The following is a 17,293-nucleotide window of genomic DNA, read 5'->3' as shown; positions in this document are numbered from 1 at the left end:
GTTCATGTTTTTATTTTTCAGTTTTTAATTTTTTTAATAAAATGGACAGGGCCCTATGTCTTCTGGACATCAATGTTCCTGGGGATATACCTGTTCGGTTCGCGATTTCCTTGTAGGTATATCCTTCAAAATCCACAGCGATGATAATGTCCCTGTACACAGGCTTAAGTGCTGCAATGGCATTTTTAAGTTTCTCCCGTAATTCCTCGGGATACGGCTCCTGAAAATCATCCTGGAACAGACTCGCGAATTCCGTCCATAGCATTTCCAAGGTATCCTCGTCATCTATCCTTTCCCTTTTTGTGCGCATGATGTCAATAATCCTATTCCTGATAGCATTGTAAACAAAGCCACCAATATTTTGAATGGGCAAGGCATCCAAGGGCCTGGAGAAAATCCGCAACGCGACATCCTGAATGATATCCTCCGCATCACTTTCTGCCGTATGCCTTATTTTTGAGCGTACATAGCCTTTCAGCGAACTGTATTCTTCCTCAAAGAACTCGGTCAGGTTGTTATTCTGTTGTTTTTTTGAAACCACTGATGGTTTTTCTTTAGGTCCTCACTAGTAGAGACGATGGATTTAGAAAGTATTGCGTTTTTTTTGAACTTTTTCTTTTAACATCTGACGGATTTGTTCGCTTTTTGTAACAATGGATGTATTTTTGAAAAAAAATTGCATGCAACCCATTGATTTTTATAGGTCGGAATTCATCTCCTACATGGAGTCCAAGTTTGTTTTGAAGGAGCCGGTAAATCTTTATGAACCTATAAACTACATCCTAAAATTGGGTGGTAAACGGTTGCGGCCCGTTTTGGCACTGTTATCGGCGGAAATTTTTGACGGGTCTTATAAAAATGCCTTGGACGCTGCATTGGCCATTGAGGTATTCCATAACTTTTCGTTGGTACATGATGATATTATGGATGCGGCACCAGTACGTAGAGGCCAAGCGACCGTTCACGAGAAATGGGATACTAATACAGGTATACTATCTGGAGATGCCATGCTGATCTGCGCATATCAGCTTTTTGAAAATTATGACGCGGCCACCTTTAGGGATTTGGCAAAATTGTTCAGTACAACGGCATTGCAGGTTTGTGAGGGGCAGCAGTACGATGTTGATTTTGAGTCCAGGGAAGACGTAACGCTACGGGAGTATTTAAAAATGATAGAATACAAAACGGCCGTTTTGGTCGCCGCTGCCATGAAAATGGGCGGTATTGTGGCGAATACCAGCCCACAGAACCAGGAACATATTTACAATTTTGGGTTGAACCTGGGCATCGCCTTTCAGCTTCAGGACGATTATTTGGACGTATTTGGGGACCCCGAGACTTTTGGAAAACAGGTAGGGGGGGATATTATTGAAAATAAGAAAACGATACTTTTTATAAAGGCGGTGGAGTCCGGTTCTGCAAGCTTTAAAAAGGAACTTTTGGACCTGTATTCAATTCAACCCGGGGACCCAGCGGGAAAAATTGAGGCTGTACAGGCCATTTTTAGGGAAAGTGGGGCTGCGGAAGCGACTCGAATCGACATTGAATCCTTTACCCAAAAGGCGTTCTTGATTTTAAACGATTTGGATATTACCAATTCCAAAAAGGAAATTCTTAGGCAGTTCGGTGAAAATCTGATGCGTAGGACCGTTTAAAAAAGTCTTTTGAAGATCGCCTTTATAAAAGGTAGATTGGGACAGCCGGAAATGAATTGAAGTTCCTCCCTAAAACTGGTCTCTTCGTCCAGAAACTTGAAAATCAACTGTGGCTTTCTTTTTTTGAACAGGCTTGTGAAGATTTGATGTCCTTTTTCATTGTTATTATAAAGCACGTCAAGTAGCAGTAGATCGTAGAACCAAAAACGTTTTTTTTGCCCTAGGTCGTGCATATTGTTGTCCGACTTCAAATTGGAAATTAGCAACGGGATTTTCTTGGAAGAGCCCATAAAAGTATATCCGGTACTAGGTTTTGCCCAGCCTCCTGCAGTTCCAATATGGATAATTCGCTCCGAGTTGCGTTGGCCAAAATCATAACAGGTCATAGGAATGCTTCCCTGTTCTCGCTCCAGTATTTCATAGGTATCGCAATGCAACTTATTTTGAAGGTAGTCATGGATAGCCTCCTCATAGTCGGTTTTGGGAAGTAACTCCTTGGAGAACAGGGTATATTCTACCAATGCCTCATCCTCTTTAAAAGGTAGCACGTACATAAACCGCGTATTTCCTTTTTGTGGAACGGAGAAATCCATGTACGTCGTTTGGTCCACTTCAAATACCGGCTTTGGGGTTTTAACGATCCATCCCACAAAATGCTGTTGAAGTACAGGATAGCTTCCTTCGGCTTCAATCATTTCATAATTAAACCGACTATCAAAAACCTTTTGACAACGATACTCGTTTTCTTGGGTATGGACCGACACACATTCCTCGGAATCCTTTACTTCCGTAACCGCATCTTGTTCAAAACGGATATTGGGATATCCCTTAAGTCTCTCCAAATAATGTTCATAGAAATCGATTCCCCTTACCATTTTATAGGCATAAGGCTCAATAGTATAGCTTTTGGAAAATTCCTGTCCCTTAAAGAGGATTTGGTTCCATACTTTGTATAAAATAGTATCGAACTCGCCTTTGCCTTTTTCCCAGAAGCACCAGGTACGGTCGTTGTTTTTCTTGGCATCCTTATCCAAAAGGAGGATCGATTTTTGGGAGAAGAAAGAATCTTTTCCCAAGGCATCGGCCAAGAGCAGTCCCGAAGCTCCCGCACCAATAATGATGTAATCGTAATCCAATTTGGCCATATTCAAAAATAGGGATTTCCTTTCTGACCTTTCTAAATTTGAACGGCTATTAATATATCCTATAGCGAACCCCCAAAAAACCCCGTATTCCCTGATTGGGACCATATACATAGGACGGGTCAAAAGTTAATGCATTGGGATTGTTTGGTGTGGCAACGGGATTGCCATTGGGGTCAAATACGACTTCCCTGTCAAAGGGATCATTCGCACGGGCGATGATAAAGGGATTTCCCCTGTTGGGGGTCCAGTCCAACAAGTTTTTAATACCACCATAGATTTCTATATCCTTCAGCCCCTTATATGTAAATTGAACGTTCTGAATACTCCAAAGCGGTGAAAAATCGCTTCTGGGGTCCGTTTCGCCCAAGGTGGGAAGTCGCATAGGGCCATACAAATTTCCTGTGTAGTCAATCGTTAGCCTTGGATTTTGAAAAGTGTATCCCATGTTCCATGTACCCGTGTAACTTTCCGTGAGAATCTGACTGGTTTTTATTCCATTTTCGGTTTGACTCACGTCCTGAAACGTTGCACCCAGTAAAAATTTGAATCCATTGGGAAAGACTACATCCAAATTGGCGCTGATGCCCTTGGATTCCGAAAAACCGTCCAAATTATCATAGATAATTTGGTTGGGATTGGTATCGTAATCGGGTAAGATGGCATTACTGAATCGGGTATAGAAGGCCGATGCGTCCAAGCTGGCAAAAGTGCCATTGGAGCTATAAATCTTTTTAAGATAGTTCAGGTTTATGTTGACCGAACGTTCCGGTTCTAAAGCTTCGGTAACGATAACGTCCCTGGCACCTGTCAACGCGGCATGGTCCTCCGTGAATAAATTGACTACCCGGAACCCCGTGCCGGCGTTCAGGCGAAGGATGTCGTTGTCCGATATCTTAAACCGATAAGCGGTCCTAGGCGTGTAAATGGCTCCGTGACGATTGTCATAATCGTATCGAAGTCCCAATAAAAGGGAATGTTTGTTGGCCAAGGCCACTTCGTCCTGTATGAAGATACTGGGAATCCAAACCTCGTCCGCAAGGGGTGTTGCCGGGGTGTTGTCGTTGTAAAAATTATATCGGAGGGATGTACCCAACAAAAGATCGTGCCTGCCCACTTTTTTGTCCCAGGTCATTTGGGCGAAGCCAATGCGTTGGTCCGCTATATACGGAGTGTCCCCGTACACCGAATTTTGACTGTGGTCATTGTACGAAAAGGAAAACAACACTTTTTCGTCCAAGGGTAGCTGATATTTTCCCAAAACTTCCCATCGGCTGGTGTATATACTTTCACCATAAATTTCATCTCCCCCTCTAAATTCAGGGGTCCATTGCAGTTCCCCACCCCATCGATCTTCATAAAAATAGCGGCCTGCCAAGGAGAATATGCGGTTTTCGGCACGTTGAAAACTCCATTTTTGGAAGAGGGATATGCGGTCTTGAATGGTTAAATCGGTAAAATTATCTCCATTATTATCTACCAACTGGTCGAAGTTGAAATAGTTGATGCCCAGCAATACGTTCGACTTTTTCCCTACGTCCATTTTGGCACCAATATCCACGTTATACTCACCCCATCCGGTGAGAAATGTATCAACGGCAAAATCCGGAGCCTCCAGATTGTTTTTGGTGATGATATTTATCAATCCTCCAACGGCCTCGCTCCCGTACAAACTGGAGGCAGGTCCCTTAACGATTTCTATTTGTTCTATAAGGGAGTTTGGGATACCGGACAAGCCATAAACCGTACCCAAACCACTAACAATGGGCATTCCATCAATCAGTACCAAGGTGTAGGGGCCTTCGAGTCCGTTTATGTGAATATCCCCGGTATTGCAGACGTTACAATTGATTTGGGGCCGTACGCCGTTCACATTTTGCAAGGCCTCAAAAATGTTTGCCGTTGGGTTTTGTTTTAGAAAAGTAGGACTATAGACCTCTACCGGAACCGGACTTTCTGAGCGGTTCACTGCCTTAAGAGTGCCCGATACGACCATTTCATCCAAACGTTCCGCGGACGCTTCCATTTCTATGTTTAGCACTAATTGTTCGTTTTCCGAAAGGGAGATCCGCTGTTCGAACGGGACGTATCCCATCACGGAAGCTACAAGGGTATAGGTACCTGGTGCTATATTTTTTATAGTATACATGCCTAGCTCATCCGTGGAGCTTCCAATCGTAGTGTTTTTAAGATATAGGTTCACAAAGGGTATGGAATGCTTTTCAGAAAAAACCTTTCCCGTTATGGAAGCCCCTTGGGTCCAGGTCTTAAGGCCGTAAAGCATACACAGGATGCAGCAAACCGTTCTTATAGGCATAAATCAAAATATTATTTTATAATATGCTAAAAATAAATTTAGACAAAACTAAATATTTGTTTTTGGATATAAAAATGTAAATTAGCCTTATATTAAATTTACATGACGCTCTCAGAAGAGGATTACATAAAGACCATCTATCATTTGGCAAATGGGGAGGGGCATTCCATATCCACCAATGCGATAGCGGACCAAATGGAAACCAAGCCGTCATCCGTTACGGATATGCTCAAAAAGTTATCCGATAAAAACCTTGTGAACTATAAAAAGTACAAGGGGGTTTCCTTGACCGAAAAAGGAACCATAACGGCTCTTTCCATAGTACGAAAGCACCGTTTGTGGGAGGTGTTTTTGGTAGATAAGCTGGACTTTGCCTGGGATGAGGTTCATGAGGTAGCGGAGCAGCTGGAGCATATAAAAAGTGACAAGCTTATTGATAAGTTGGACACCTATTTGGGAAACCCTAGGGTGGACCCGCATGGGGATCCCATACCCACCAAGGATGGGGAATTTAAAAAGTCTGTCAAGAAACTGGTCAGTGAACTTCCTGTTGGCTCCCAGGGCGTTTGTGTTGGTGTCAATGATTCCTCTGTCGCCTTTTTAAAATTTTTGGATAAAAACCGGATATCCTTGGGTGATACTTTGACAATTTTGGAAAAGGAGGATTTTGATGGTTCAGTAAATATTGCGATCAATGAAAAGGAAATGAGAATATCCGATCAAATAGCTTCCAATTTGTTTTTGGAGGTATTGGAAAATAAATAATCGACTATGGATTCAGTTATTGCCTATTTTGAATCAATAAACCCGGTATTGGCTGCATTTTATGCCACCTTATTTACATGGGGACTCACAGCAGCGGGAGCCGCTCTTGTATTCTTATTTAAGACCATGAATAGGGCCGTACTGGACGGAATGCTCGGTTTTACCGGGGGTGTAATGGTGGCTGCCAGTTTTTGGAGTCTGCTGGCACCTGGAATCGAAATGAGCCCAGGGGAGGGGTTTGTAAAGGTGATACCAGCTGCCGTGGGTTTTTTACTAGGGGCAGGTTTTATATTTGGTCTGGACAAGATTCTTCCTCATTTACATATCAATTTTAAGGAAAGTGAGGCCGAAGGTGTAAACACCCCATGGCATAGGACAACTCTGTTGACCTTGGCCATTACCCTACACAATATTCCGGAAGGATTGGCGGTAGGTGTTTTGTTTGGAGGAGTGGCGGCCGGTTTTGAAGGCGCTTCCATAGGTGGGGCGGTCGCTCTTGCTTTGGGAATTGGGCTTCAGAATTTCCCCGAAGGTTTTGCGGTAGCCATGCCATTACGTAGACATGGTCTTAGTAGGAAAAAGAGCTTTCTATTTGGACAAGCCTCTGCCATTGTGGAACCCATTGCAGGGGTTTTGGGAGCATGGGCCGTGCTTACGTTTCAACCCATTTTACCTTACGCGCTTTCCTTTGCTGCCGGGGCCATGATATTCGTGGTCGTGGAGGAGGTCATCCCAGAAACGCAACAGGATAAATATACGGATATTGCTACTATGGGCTTTATTGGGGGGTTTATCATTATGATGACACTGGATGTTGGGCTGGGTTGATTCAATAACTGAAAGATGGTCTAAAATAATTTTTCTTGGAATACTAAGTTATAGTTATTGAACTATGGTTTTTCACTTTGAATTATTGCAAGTTCGAATGACCTTAATAGTATAGTAAATGGCTTCAAAAAACAGACATTGGATTTGGACCTTGATATTGGTCATTACCATTATCGCATGCATCACCGTCTTGACGGTTCACTATAAAAACTGGGTCAAGACCTCACCGGACCATATACGACTTCTATCCGGCTTTTATATGGAGACAGTTCAGTACTCAGACTTGGACAGCGTGATATTTGTAGAAAGAATTCCGCCCATGATCCGTTTGAACGGTTTTTCGGCCCTCGAAAAGGAAAAGGGAATTTTTCAGGAATTCAAGGATTCCTTGACGGATAAGAAAATCCATGTTTTTGTGGACAATATTTCGCAACCTAAAATTAAGTTGGTCTACAAAGATTCCATAAAACTCTATTTCAACCTTAAGGATTCCTTGGAGACCGATATCCTTTTTAGCCAACTTCAGCAGAAAATTGTCCAAACAGGAATGGTACCTAACTGATAAACTCATGTTTGTTTAAGGGTAGTTCTATTCTGGAAAAATGCTAAAACTTATTGGCCATTTTTCCCTAGGCTACCACTTTCTTCGTATTTTTATTCACAACCGCATATTGTTGATTAGGAGGAAATTTCCCCATACAAACAGATTAACATATTAATTTAAAATACATGATTATGACTACCCAAGAAATTGCCGACAGACTAGTAGCTTCTTGCAGACAAGGGGATTTTGAAAAACCTTATCAAGAGCTTTACAGCCCTAAAATAATTAGTATCGAAAATGATGGTACCAAAGAAGGTGCCCGTGTGGAAGGTTTTGAAGGAATACAGCAAAAGGGGGAATGGTGGCAGGAGAATTTTGAAGTCCATAAAACCGAGGTGTCCGATCCTATAGTGGCAGATAATTGGTTTTCCCTAAGGTTTGAAATGGATACGACCCACAAGCCATCTGGTCAGCGCTCTACAATGTCTGAAATCGCCGTGTATCAAATCGAGGATGGTAAAATAGTAAAAGAGCAATTTTTTTATGATGAATAAAAATCAACCCATAATCCTTTTAAGAAATTTTCTTGCATGGTACTACTTTCTCAAGTTATAGGGGCCCTACTTGGCTTGTTGGGAATAATCTTGGGAGCCTTTGGGGCTCATAGGTTAAAGAAATCCTTTAACCAAGATCAAATGGCCAGTTTTGAGACGGGGGTGAAATATCAGATGTACCACGCCCTGGTACTCTTGATGATCGGGTTTAATTTCAACCTTGAAACCAAGTTCGAGCAGTACATGGTGCTTAGTTTTATAGTTGGAACGCTACTTTTTTCCTTTAGTATTTATGGCTTGTGCATAAGTTCATCAAAAGGAAAGAAACTGAAATTTCTTGGTCCGGTTACTCCGGTTGGAGGATTACTACTTACCTTGGGTTGGATAATGCTTTTTTATTCTTTTATCGACACCTTGTTTTGATGCTTCACTAGTAAATTAATCGTTCCCAACCTCCGACGTAAATTCCTTGATTGCCATATTGGGTTCCATGATGGTATATCCTTTCCAGAAATTGGGGTCGTAATTGGGCATATACTGCGGTAGTACGTCGTTGTTTTCGGTAAAAGAATTGAAAGCGGATTCCGTAATGGCCTCCGTTTCGAAAACTACAACCTCATATTTGTTCCTACCGTTGAAAACGGCATCTATTTTTAGGTGAAGTTCGTTCTGCTTTCTACGTCCTTTAACGTGCTTATTCTTTTCAATAATCTTGACCGGTCTTTTAAAGCCTACCCGATTTCCTTTTGTGATTTCATAGTAGCGCAAGCTATATGTTCCATCGGTATCCTTTCCAAATAAGATACTTCCCTTCGCGAGGTATTCATTAAAGGAAATGCCCAACAGATTGAATTTTCTGAGTGGTTCCACATTTTCAAAATCCATCTTTACCAAGGCAAAATCATTCGCGTCTATGTATAGTTTTCCCTGAAATTCTTCAGATCGCTTAGGTTTAAAATCGATAACATACAATGGCTTGTCGCCAATATAGGTGAACTCTTCAAGCGAGAGCTCATACCTACCGGATTTCCATAATACATTATAATCCGAATCTTTAAAAATAGGTAGGTTTGTATAGAGGTTGGCCAGTGTTCTTCTTTTATAATTGGAGAAGAACTTTTTGCGTTCCGTGGTTTCTTCCAATTCCTTATTTAGGGACTCCACTTCATTGGAGTCCACTTCCTGTTCAAAAAGTTCCTCAGCGTCCATCTTGGTCCCGAATAATCCGGATTTAACTTTAAAATAAGAATCGGATTTTACATTTTTTTTGATGATTTCATTGAATCTTTCCTCCAGATTTTCCAGGTCTAGTCGGCTGCTCTTATTATATAGTTCAGAGGCCTTTATGAGGTTCAATTTCTGCTCGTCCTCGTCTTCCGTTCCATAGAGGTCTCCTAAAACTTCCGTATAATAAGTATCGTTGGATGGAATTGATTGTAGAACACTGTCCAAAAATTGCTTGTTCAAGGCAGGAATAGTGGATTCCTTTATTTGATAGTGAGATTTCTCAATGTAATTCCTATACGATTCCCTAAGGAACAAGCGTTTTTTTGTATAACCGTTCTTATAGTTTTTTCCGATGTTTTCCTCTACCAATTCCAGAATTTCCTCTGGTGTATAATTTTTGTTTGAAACGATTACCTCCCTAAGCTCAATAGCTTTTGGACTCAACACTATGGTATTGCCCGTAAACTCCTTTAACGGCCTTCCGATGGATTCATACCCAATACAGGAAATAAAGAGGGAATCCGTTGCGTCGATGTTTTCCTCCATCAGAAAACTGAATTTCCCCTCCTCATTGGTTATGACGCCCTTGTTATTTAGAATAACGGTAGCGTAGGGTATGGGCTGTAAGGTTGCACTATCAAGTACGGTGGATGTTAAGTTTTGTGAATACAGATAAGTGCTCAACAGAAATAAAAGACCACTTAAAAACAAGGTTATTGTTTTATTCATAGGATGTTTGAAAACACAAACTAAATAATCGAAACTAATAAAACCATGCCCATTTGGATAGTATTGTGAAAGATTTATCGATTTGTTAACAATAGTCCTAAAAATAGCTTTGCCATCTTAATGGCATCCACAATCGTCCTGTCCACAGGCTTTGTTGGTTTTTTTCCCGTTGGAGAACAATTGTTTGGGCAATATAAATTTATAGGCAAGGTACCCCACGGAAATCACCAAGGTTATGTAGACCAGTATGTGCTGTAACAGTTCCATTTATTTTAGGGTTTGATAAGCGATGAAAGCCATAATATAAGCAAATAGACTCATAAAAACCAGTTGGTAGGTTGGCCATTTCCAAGAATTGGTCTCTCTTTTAACGATGGCCAAGGTACTCATACATTGCATGGCAAAGGCATAGAAAAGCAATAAGGAAATACCGGAGGCCAAATTGAACAAGGGTTCTTTCGTTACGGGGTTTACCTCTGCGGCCATGCGGTTCTTTATGGTTTCCTCTTCATCGTTGCCAACACTGTAAATTGTTGCCAAGGTACCTACAAAGACCTCCCTGGCGGCAAAAGAAGTCAATACGGCAATTCCTATTTTCCAATCATACCCTAAGGGTCGTACAATGGGCTCAATGGCTTTCCCCATATAGCCCATGTAGGAATGTTCCAATTTATAACTTGCTATTTCCTGATGCAACGCCTTATCTTCTAGGGCTGAACCCATTTCTGCAATAGAATCCTTAAAGGAATGGGATGTTTGGTCTATTTTCCCATTGGACAAAGAAGAGCGGTACTGTTCTAAATTATTTTCGATATAGGTTTTGCTATTATCGGAAAAGCCATTTTCCGCAATACGGTTCGCAACGATCGTTTCGGCATTTTTAAAATCGTCCGAATAGCCGTTGGAACCAAGAAACCAAAGAATTATGGAAATGGCCAAAATTATCTTTCCAGCGCCAAAGACGAAACTCTTGGTTTTTTCCAAAACCGTATATCCCACATTTTTTAGAAGTGGGAGTTTATAATTTGGAAGCTCGATAACGAAGAAGGACCTACTTTTTATTTTTAATATTTTATTGAGGGCCATTGCGGATAAAATAGCCGCGGCAAATCCTAAGAGATATAGGAGCATTAGTGTTAAAGCCTTAAAACTCAGTCCTAAGAAACTCCCTTCGGGAATCACTAATGCAATGATGATCAGGTACACGGGTAACCTTGCGGAACAGGTTGTAAACGGGGTTACCAAAATGGTAATCAGTCGCTCCTTCCAATTTTCAATGGTCCTGGTGGCCATTACGGCCGGTATGGCACAAGCCGTTCCAGAAATCAAGGGCACCACACTTTTACCGCTTAGACCAAAAGGCCGCATGATACGGTCCATCAAGAAAACTACGCGGCTCATATATCCGGTTTCCTCCAAAAGGGAGATGAACAGGAAAAGAAAGGCTATTTGGGGGATAAAGATGACAATGCCACCAATACCTGCCAATACGCCCTCGGCAATAAGATTTGTAAATACTCCAGGGGGCAAGGTGTCCTTTACCCATTCCGTAGCAGACGCAAAAAAGCCGTCTATCATATCCATGGGGTACTCGCTCCACCCATAGATAGCCTGAAATATGGTGAGGAGTATTATGAAGAAAATAAGATAACCTAAAATTTTGTGCGTCAGTACTTTGTCCAGGGTGGCCCTAAACCCCTTGGCGGCGTTTATATCTACCTTATACGTTTCCTTTAAAATGCCATTAATGAACTGATACCTAAGGATGGTTTCCTTTTGTTGAAGTCTTTTTAACTCGGATTTTGATTTGGTGCTAAACGAGGAGGCATCTTTGATCAGTTTTTTTTCTATGGGCATAAAGTTCACATCTTGTGTGATGACCAACCACAACTTATAGATGTCCTCTTTTGGAAATGTCTTTTTAAGCTTTTCGAAATATTCCGGGTCAATTACCGTGGTATCTACATTTGGTGTTTTGGAAAGGCTTTTATAATCTGCAATAAGCTCCTTTAGCTGCTCTATGCCCATACCTTTTCGGGTACTTACCAAGGCTATCTTTGCATTGAGTTTTTCTTCCAGAAGGGGTATATCGATACTGATACCTTTTCGGGTCATACGATCGGCCATATTGATGACCAAGATGGCAGGAATCTTTAGGTCCTTTATCTGTGTAAAGAGCAGTAGGTTCCGCTTTAGGTTTTCAACATCGGAAATCACAAGGGCCACGTCCGGGTGGTCCTTGTCGTTCTTGTTCAGGAGCAGCTCAACGGCAACACTCTCGTCCAAAGAGGTGGTATTAAGGCTGTACGTTCCTGGAAGGTCAATTATGTGGGCTCTTACGCCCCTAGGAAGTTTACATATGCCCTCCTTTTTTTCAACGGTGATACCCGGGTAGTTCCCCACCTTTTGGTTGAGACCGGTTAATTGATTGAACACTGAAGTTTTCCCGGTATTGGGATTTCCTATAAGCGCTACGTTGATTTGTTTGCTCATGGTATCACGTCTTCATCAACGATGTCCAAAGCTATTTGCTCCGCAATTACGCGCCTAATGGCAATATGAGAACCATTGACATTAATATAGATGGGGTCCTTTAGGGGGGCCACCTGTACCAGCTCCACTTCGTTCCCTGGCAAACAACCCAGTTCCAAGAGCTTAATGGGCAGTAAATCCTCCGTAAACTCCTTGATAATTCCCTTTTGACCTCGCTTTAAGCGTGCAACCGTTGTCTCCAATTCTTATTTAGATTCAATATAATTAAGCAAAAATAACGCAATTTTTATCATAAGCAAGTATTCGGCGAGATATATCGGTCTTGGAGCTTTTTTAAAGTATAAATTCTATTCCTCGTAATTCGATTTAAGCACTTGCAGATCATCCAAGAGTTTTTGAACATCTTCTTCATTGGTGCCATCATAAAACCCACGTATGCGCTTTTTTTTGTCCACCAAGATGAAGTTCTCCGTATGAATCATATCATAGGGGCCGCCATCGCCATCCGTCTTTACTGCCAAATAGGATTTGCGGGCCAGTTCATAGATCTGTTTTTTATCTCCCGTAACCAAATTCCATTTGGAGTCATCGACACCTTTTTCAATCGCATACTTTTTCAACTGCGCTACTGAATCTATCTGGGGCGTGACGGAGTGGGAAAGTAGCAAGACATCGTCACCGATCTTGTCTTGGATGGACGCCATGTTTTTGGTCATGATCGGGCAAATGGTAGGGCAGGTGGTAAAGAAAAAATCGGCTATGTAAATCTTGTCCTTATAATCTTCTTGGGTAATGGTATCCCCATTTTGGTTCACCAAAGCGAAGTCCGCTATGGTATGGTACTTTCGTACATGTTGAATTCCCTGGTCCACTAATTCGCTGTTTACCATGGCCGGATTGTAGATAGGAAGTATTTTCTTTGGTTGGAGGGCATTGAAAAAGAGGTATATGATCACGGCGGAGATACCCAGCATGACCCATCCAAAAATTTTGAATCTACCAAAGAAAGAGCGCATTTTCTTTTTTTGCAAAGGTACGCCAGTACTGGATTTCATTCAAATTTAAATAGGGCATTGAAGCCAAAATATTCTTAAAAATAGTTGGAGTATACCGAGTTTCTTTTTTTAGACCTCGTAAAACTGTACTTTTGTCCGATTTAATTTTTAGAAGACGTAAATGAGCCCCATCGCTATAAAGACTATCCAATTTTTTTTAAGCCTTTCCTTGTTGATCGTACTTCATGAACTTGGACATTTTATACCCGCCAAATTGTTCAAGACGAGGGTCGAAAAATTTTACCTTTTTTTCGATGTCAAATTTTCACTTTTCAAAAAGAAAATTGGGGAAACCGTATACGGTATTGGGTGGCTTCCGTTGGGAGGCTACGTAAAAATCGCCGGCATGATTGATGAGAGCATGGATACCGAGGCTATGAAGGAAGAACCCAAACCTTGGGAATTTCGCAGCAAACCGGCCTGGCAACGTTTGATTATTATGTTGGGCGGGGTTACGGTGAATTTTATTTTGGCCGTCATTATTTATATAGGTATGGCATATTCTTACGGTGAGGAATTTATTCCTGCCGATAGTTTAAAGGACGGTTTTTTGGTGACCGAAAAGAATATAGGCGATGAATTAGGGATACAAACCGGGGATTTGATTACTGCTGTGGATGGGGAAAAAGTGGAGAAGTTCAGTTCCCTCCCCATTGAAATCATCAATGGGAATACCATTACGATACAAAGGGATGGAAGGACCTTTGATCAAGAGATCCCGGTAGACTTCATTGCCACTTTGTTGGAAGATGAGGACAAAGTACGTTTTTTAAGTCTGCGAACGCCATTTGTGATTCGGGAGGTGCCAGAAGATTCACCCAATGCATCTATTGGTTTACGGGAAAAGGATGCTATCGTGGCAATTAACGGAACAGAAGTAGAATATCAGGATGAGGTGGTGCCAATTTTAGAGCAGAATAAAGGAGATAAAGTCACACTCACCGTTAATAGGAAAGGAAGGACAATGCCAATCGAGGCACAAGTGTCCGAAGATGGGAAACTGGGAGTTTTTGCTGGGTATACTAGTTTTGAGGAATATGCTGAAAACGGTTATTTTAAGATAGAGAAGGTCAAGTATTCGTTCTTGGAATCGATTCCAGCAGGAATAGACAAGGGTGTTAGTACCTTGAGCGGTTATGTAAAACAAATGAAGAAGATTTTTAATCCTTCCACCGGTGCCTACAAGGGAGTAGGAGGATTTGCCGCTATTGGTGGCCTCTTTCCTGATGGGTGGGACTGGCCTGCTTTTTGGAGCGCCACAGCCTTTATTTCCATTATTTTGGCCTTTATGAACATACTTCCCATTCCGGCCTTGGACGGGGGTCATGTCATGTTTTTGCTATATGAAATGATTACGGGCAGAAAGCCCAGTGATAAGTTCCTGGAATACGCCCAAATGACAGGTTTTTTTCTCTTGATAGCCCTATTATTGTTCGCAAATGGCAACGATTTATACAAATGGTTGTTTAAATAGAAAAACAACTTTTTTTGTTTGGCAAAGTTTAAAAAACATTTATATTTGCACCCGCTTTAAAGGATAAAGTACGGTATTTTCCTCCTTAGCTCAGTTGGTTAGAGCATCTGACTGTTAATCAGAGGGTCCTTGGTTCGAGCCCAAGAGGAGGAGCATTATTTTAAATCCAATCTATTTAGTTAGATTGGATTTTTTGTTTTAAGTCAATAAGCACGGGCTATGCAAATGTTTTTGACGATTAAAGCTTTTTCCGTCCATCAGTCAACTTGTCAAATTATTTTGATGATTTCAGGTGTCCCATTCGGATACCCAAACATTACTCAGGTGTCCCACTATTTTAATTCTGAATTGTATGCCGATTGTTTAACATTTAAATCAATTGGTAATGAATCAAAATGCGTTATCGGTATTGTTCTATTTGAACAAATCCAAAACAAACAAAGAAGGTTTATGTCCTATAAGATGTAGGATAACCTATCTAAAAAGAAGAAAGGAATTTGCAACTGGTGAATTTATCAAAGCTGATAATTGGTTGTCAAAAAAGCAAAGGACCACTAAATCCAATCAAACAAATCTTCAAACGGACCTACAACTAGAGATAATAAAATCGAATATTAAAAGGTCATTCCTTGAACTACAGGTGTCCCAAAATAACTTTGGAGTAGAAGATATATTCAAAATATATATTGGCGAGACTGCAAATCATGAAAAGTATACAATAGAGTATTTAAATGAGTTTTTGAATAAAAAACAAAAGCTGATTGGAATTGATTTGCAGTTGTCTACTTGGAAGAAATTTTATTATGCAAAGTCCCAATTTGGGGAATTTATAAAATGGAAATTCAACAAAAAGGATATTAGGCTAGATCAGCTTAAAATACAGGTTTTGAAGGACTTTGAATTTTACTTGAAAACGGTGAGACACCAGAAGCAAATTACTATAAATAAGTGCGTCCAGAGGCTCAGGAAACCTATTAGGGAGGCCGTGAATGAAGGTTTTTTAGATAAGGATCCCTTTACTTCACACAAGCCAGGAAAGGTCTCAAAAGAAGTTATTTTCCTTTCAGTTGACGAGTTAAAATCCCTTGAAGCTTTTAGAATTAAACAACCGAGGCTACAACTAGTAAGGGACCTTTTTGTTTTCTGCTGTTACACAGGTCTGGCCTATAATGAGATGAACAGATTGGAAGATAAGCATATTGTTAATGGGTTTGATGGTAACCAATGGATTCAGATGAAGCGAAAAAAAACAAACAAATCCATTTCTGTTCCATTATTACCAAAGGCAAAGGATATCCTTAAAAAATACAGGGAGGTTAAGAGTACTTTACTTCCAAGGATGAGTAATCAAAAGATTAATTCTTATTTAAAAGAGATTGCTGAAATTGTAGGAATCAATAAGGCTATAACCCATCATATGGCAAGAAAAACATTCGCATCAACGGTGTTACTTTATAACGATGTTCCCATAGAGATTGTAAGCGAATTACTTGGGCATTCAAATATAAAAATAACGCAGGATTATTATGGAAAGGTTGTTCAAAGAAGAATAAGCGAGGAAATTAAACAATTGAAAAGAAAATTGAAATAGGTTTAAAAGGGAAGTTCATCTTCTTCATTGTCTTGATGGACTATTGGGCTAGGGTTTTTTTCGTAACTCACCAAATCACAGTATTTGGACTTAAATTCATAAGGTTTAATGTTTCTAAAAAAATCCTTGTACCTTGCCCTTTTAAGAAACTCCTTATAACTATTCGAGGAATTTAAATGCATATTCAATACATTAGTAAATATTCTTTTATCTACACTAGCACCTTGGCATTTAAAACAAATTCCATTTAGATAATAGCTAAACTGAGGTAAGTACCCTGTGCCTCCGCATCGAGTGCAAATATCATAAGAGCTTGAAACCTTGACCTTTTCTCCATTTATCAAGGAATAGATAGGAATTTCTTGTTCACTATGGATTTTTACATGGCATTTTCTGCACAAAGTTTGGAGGTATTCATGACTTATTGTCCAGGGTAATTCGTCTTTAATGTACTGTTTATGATGAACATGATTGTGCAAATCTCTTATTCCACACATTTCACATTTGTAACCGTCTCGCCATAAAATTTCCAATCTCAGGAATTTCCATTCAAAACAGCGCAATAAATCGCCATAATTAATTTCAGATACATTTTTAACGATTAGTAAGTCTACTAGGCTCTGTTGTTGGTCTAAGAATTCAATTGTTTCATCAATCCATCGTTTAACGTCGTATATTGGTTTATCCTCTCTATTTTCAGCTATTGTATTATAAGAAGTGCTACCAATTAATTTTGAAATTGTTGAATTATTTTTATCACTGCCAAGTCTTTTTCTTTTGATTTGAGTATTTCCTTTCAGGAGATTATTATCTTTAATAATAGCAATAAAAACTAAAGTGAAAGCTAAAATCACACAAAATACCACCACAACAATACGAATAAGTGAATTTATTTTTTGCTAATTTCAGTTGAAAATTA

At 40.4% G+C, this 17,293-nt stretch carries 17 protein-coding genes and 1 tRNA gene; 9 read left to right on the top strand and 9 right to left on the bottom strand.

Going from position 1 to position 17,293, the window contains the following annotated elements:
- Positions 1-10: 10 nt before the first annotated feature.
- The gene (locus DZC72_RS04355) at positions 11-541 is read right to left on the bottom strand and encodes an RNA polymerase sigma factor (protein WP_125221651.1); all 531 of its coding nucleotides are present in this window, start codon (positions 539-541) and stop codon (positions 11-13) included.
- A gap of 139 nt (positions 542-680) precedes the next feature.
- On the opposite strand from DZC72_RS04355, the gene DZC72_RS04350 reads away from it, so the two are divergent.
- A complete protein-coding gene (locus DZC72_RS04350; RefSeq protein WP_125221650.1) occupies positions 681-1,655 on the top strand; it encodes a polyprenyl synthetase family protein in 975 nt (324 codons plus the stop codon).
- On the opposite strand, the gene DZC72_RS04345 is transcribed toward DZC72_RS04350, so the two are convergent.
- Both DZC72_RS04345 and DZC72_RS04340 read right to left on the bottom strand, forming a co-directional pair.
- Positions 1,652-2,800 (bottom strand): lycopene cyclase family protein, encoded by a 1,149-nt coding sequence (locus tag DZC72_RS04345; protein ID WP_125221649.1) that lies wholly within the window; start codon positions 2,798-2,800, stop codon positions 1,652-1,654. The genes DZC72_RS04350 and DZC72_RS04345 overlap by 4 nt on opposite strands.
- A gap of 49 nt (positions 2,801-2,849) precedes the next feature.
- Entirely contained in the window at positions 2,850-5,114 is a 2,265-nt protein-coding gene (locus DZC72_RS04340; protein ID WP_125221648.1) for a TonB-dependent receptor, read from the bottom strand.
- Positions 5,115-5,216: 102 nt separating this feature from the next.
- Here DZC72_RS04340 and DZC72_RS04335 point away from each other — a divergent pair, with 102 nt between their 5' ends.
- From DZC72_RS04335 to DZC72_RS04315, 5 genes are all read left to right on the top strand, one after another.
- Positions 5,217-5,879, top strand: a complete 663-nt coding sequence (locus tag DZC72_RS04335; protein WP_125221647.1) for a metal-dependent transcriptional regulator — start codon at positions 5,217-5,219, stop codon at positions 5,877-5,879.
- 6 nt (positions 5,880-5,885) lie between these two features.
- The gene (locus DZC72_RS04330; protein ID WP_099546073.1) at positions 5,886-6,707 is read left to right on the top strand and encodes a ZIP family metal transporter; all 822 of its coding nucleotides are present in this window, start codon (positions 5,886-5,888) and stop codon (positions 6,705-6,707) included.
- A 118-nt stretch (positions 6,708-6,825) separates the two neighbouring features.
- Entirely contained in the window at positions 6,826-7,269 is a 444-nt protein-coding gene (locus DZC72_RS04325; protein ID WP_125221646.1) for a hypothetical protein, read from the top strand.
- Between the two features lie 173 nt (positions 7,270-7,442).
- The gene (locus DZC72_RS04320; RefSeq protein WP_125221645.1) at positions 7,443-7,805 is read left to right on the top strand and encodes a nuclear transport factor 2 family protein; all 363 of its coding nucleotides are present in this window, start codon (positions 7,443-7,445) and stop codon (positions 7,803-7,805) included.
- Between the two features lie 36 nt (positions 7,806-7,841).
- Positions 7,842-8,228 carry a DUF423 domain-containing protein gene (locus DZC72_RS04315; RefSeq protein WP_125221644.1) on the top strand — a complete coding sequence of 129 codons (387 nt, stop codon included), beginning with the start codon at positions 7,842-7,844 and terminating at the stop codon, positions 8,226-8,228.
- A 15-nt stretch (positions 8,229-8,243) separates the two neighbouring features.
- Here the strand turns inward: DZC72_RS04315 and DZC72_RS04310 are convergent, their stop codons facing one another.
- From DZC72_RS04310 to DZC72_RS04295, 5 genes are all read right to left on the bottom strand, one after another.
- Positions 8,244-9,761, bottom strand: a complete 1,518-nt coding sequence (locus DZC72_RS04310) for a carboxypeptidase-like regulatory domain-containing protein (RefSeq protein ID WP_125221643.1) — start codon at positions 9,759-9,761, stop codon at positions 8,244-8,246.
- A gap of 117 nt (positions 9,762-9,878) precedes the next feature.
- Positions 9,879-10,028 (bottom strand): hypothetical protein, encoded by a 150-nt coding sequence (locus tag DZC72_RS17700; RefSeq protein WP_165869269.1) that lies wholly within the window; start codon positions 10,026-10,028, stop codon positions 9,879-9,881.
- A complete protein-coding gene (gene feoB, locus DZC72_RS04305; RefSeq protein WP_125221642.1) occupies positions 10,029-12,254 on the bottom strand; it encodes a ferrous iron transport protein B in 2,226 nt (741 codons plus the stop codon).
- On the bottom strand, positions 12,251-12,496 hold the full coding sequence (locus DZC72_RS04300; protein ID WP_125221641.1) for a FeoA family protein: 246 nt from the start codon (positions 12,494-12,496) through the stop codon (positions 12,251-12,253). The genes feoB and DZC72_RS04300 overlap by 4 nt, the downstream gene beginning before the upstream one ends.
- Positions 12,497-12,601: 105 nt before the next feature.
- Positions 12,602-13,270: an SCO family protein gene (locus tag DZC72_RS04295; protein ID WP_125222599.1), complete on the bottom strand. Its 669-nt coding sequence runs from the start codon at positions 13,268-13,270 to the stop codon at positions 12,602-12,604.
- A 160-nt stretch (positions 13,271-13,430) separates the two neighbouring features.
- Here DZC72_RS04295 and rseP point away from each other — a divergent pair, with 160 nt between their 5' ends.
- The 3 genes from rseP to DZC72_RS04280 all read left to right on the top strand — a co-directional run bounded on the left by rseP (position 13,431) and on the right by DZC72_RS04280 (position 16,374).
- On the top strand, positions 13,431-14,783 hold the full coding sequence (rseP, locus tag DZC72_RS04290; RefSeq protein ID WP_125221640.1) for an RIP metalloprotease RseP: 1,353 nt from the start codon (positions 13,431-13,433) through the stop codon (positions 14,781-14,783).
- A 79-nt stretch (positions 14,784-14,862) separates the two neighbouring features.
- Positions 14,863-14,936, top strand: a tRNA-Asn gene (locus DZC72_RS04285).
- A 232-nt stretch (positions 14,937-15,168) separates the two neighbouring features.
- Positions 15,169-16,374, top strand: a complete 1,206-nt coding sequence (locus DZC72_RS04280) for a site-specific integrase (protein ID WP_125221639.1) — start codon at positions 15,169-15,171, stop codon at positions 16,372-16,374.
- A gap of 2 nt (positions 16,375-16,376) precedes the next feature.
- On the opposite strand, the gene DZC72_RS04275 is transcribed toward DZC72_RS04280, so the two are convergent.
- A complete protein-coding gene (locus DZC72_RS04275; protein ID WP_125221638.1) occupies positions 16,377-17,243 on the bottom strand; it encodes an HNH endonuclease in 867 nt (288 codons plus the stop codon).
- Between the last annotated feature and the right edge of the window lie 50 nt (positions 17,244-17,293).

The sequence above is a fragment of the Maribacter algicola genome, assembly GCF_003933245.1.
Classification (GTDB): domain Bacteria; phylum Bacteroidota; class Bacteroidia; order Flavobacteriales; family Flavobacteriaceae; genus Maribacter; species Maribacter algicola.
The sequence above is the reverse complement of the archived record's forward strand: the minus strand, read 5'-3'. Positions and strand labels throughout refer to the sequence as shown.

Excerpts from the sequence above, each read along its gene's own strand:
- DZC72_RS04335 (WP_125221647.1), top strand. The coding sequence starts at position 5,217 with ATGACGCTCTCAGAAGAGGATTACATAAAGACCATCTATCATTTGGCA.
- DZC72_RS04295 (WP_125222599.1), bottom strand. The coding sequence starts at position 13,270 with ATGCGCTCTTTCTTTGGTAGATTCAAAATTTTTGGATGGGTCATGCTG.
- DZC72_RS17700 (WP_165869269.1), bottom strand. The coding sequence starts at position 10,028 with ATGGAACTGTTACAGCACATACTGGTCTACATAACCTTGGTGATTTCC.
- DZC72_RS04325 (WP_125221646.1), top strand. The coding sequence starts at position 6,826 with ATGGCTTCAAAAAACAGACATTGGATTTGGACCTTGATATTGGTCATT.
- DZC72_RS04330 (WP_099546073.1), top strand. The coding sequence starts at position 5,886 with ATGGATTCAGTTATTGCCTATTTTGAATCAATAAACCCGGTATTGGCT.
- DZC72_RS04350 (WP_125221650.1), top strand. The coding sequence starts at position 681 with ATGCAACCCATTGATTTTTATAGGTCGGAATTCATCTCCTACATGGAG.
- DZC72_RS04280 (WP_125221639.1), top strand. The coding sequence starts at position 15,169 with ATGAATCAAAATGCGTTATCGGTATTGTTCTATTTGAACAAATCCAAA.
- DZC72_RS04340 (WP_125221648.1), bottom strand. The coding sequence starts at position 5,114 with ATGCCTATAAGAACGGTTTGCTGCATCCTGTGTATGCTTTACGGCCTT.
- DZC72_RS04315 (WP_125221644.1), top strand. The coding sequence starts at position 7,842 with ATGGTACTACTTTCTCAAGTTATAGGGGCCCTACTTGGCTTGTTGGGA.
- rseP (WP_125221640.1), top strand. The coding sequence starts at position 13,431 with ATGAGCCCCATCGCTATAAAGACTATCCAATTTTTTTTAAGCCTTTCC.
- DZC72_RS04345 (WP_125221649.1), bottom strand. The coding sequence starts at position 2,800 with ATGGCCAAATTGGATTACGATTACATCATTATTGGTGCGGGAGCTTCG.
- DZC72_RS04320 (WP_125221645.1), top strand. The coding sequence starts at position 7,443 with ATGACTACCCAAGAAATTGCCGACAGACTAGTAGCTTCTTGCAGACAA.
- feoB (WP_125221642.1), bottom strand. The coding sequence starts at position 12,254 with ATGAGCAAACAAATCAACGTAGCGCTTATAGGAAATCCCAATACCGGG.
- DZC72_RS04310 (WP_125221643.1), bottom strand. The coding sequence starts at position 9,761 with ATGAATAAAACAATAACCTTGTTTTTAAGTGGTCTTTTATTTCTGTTG.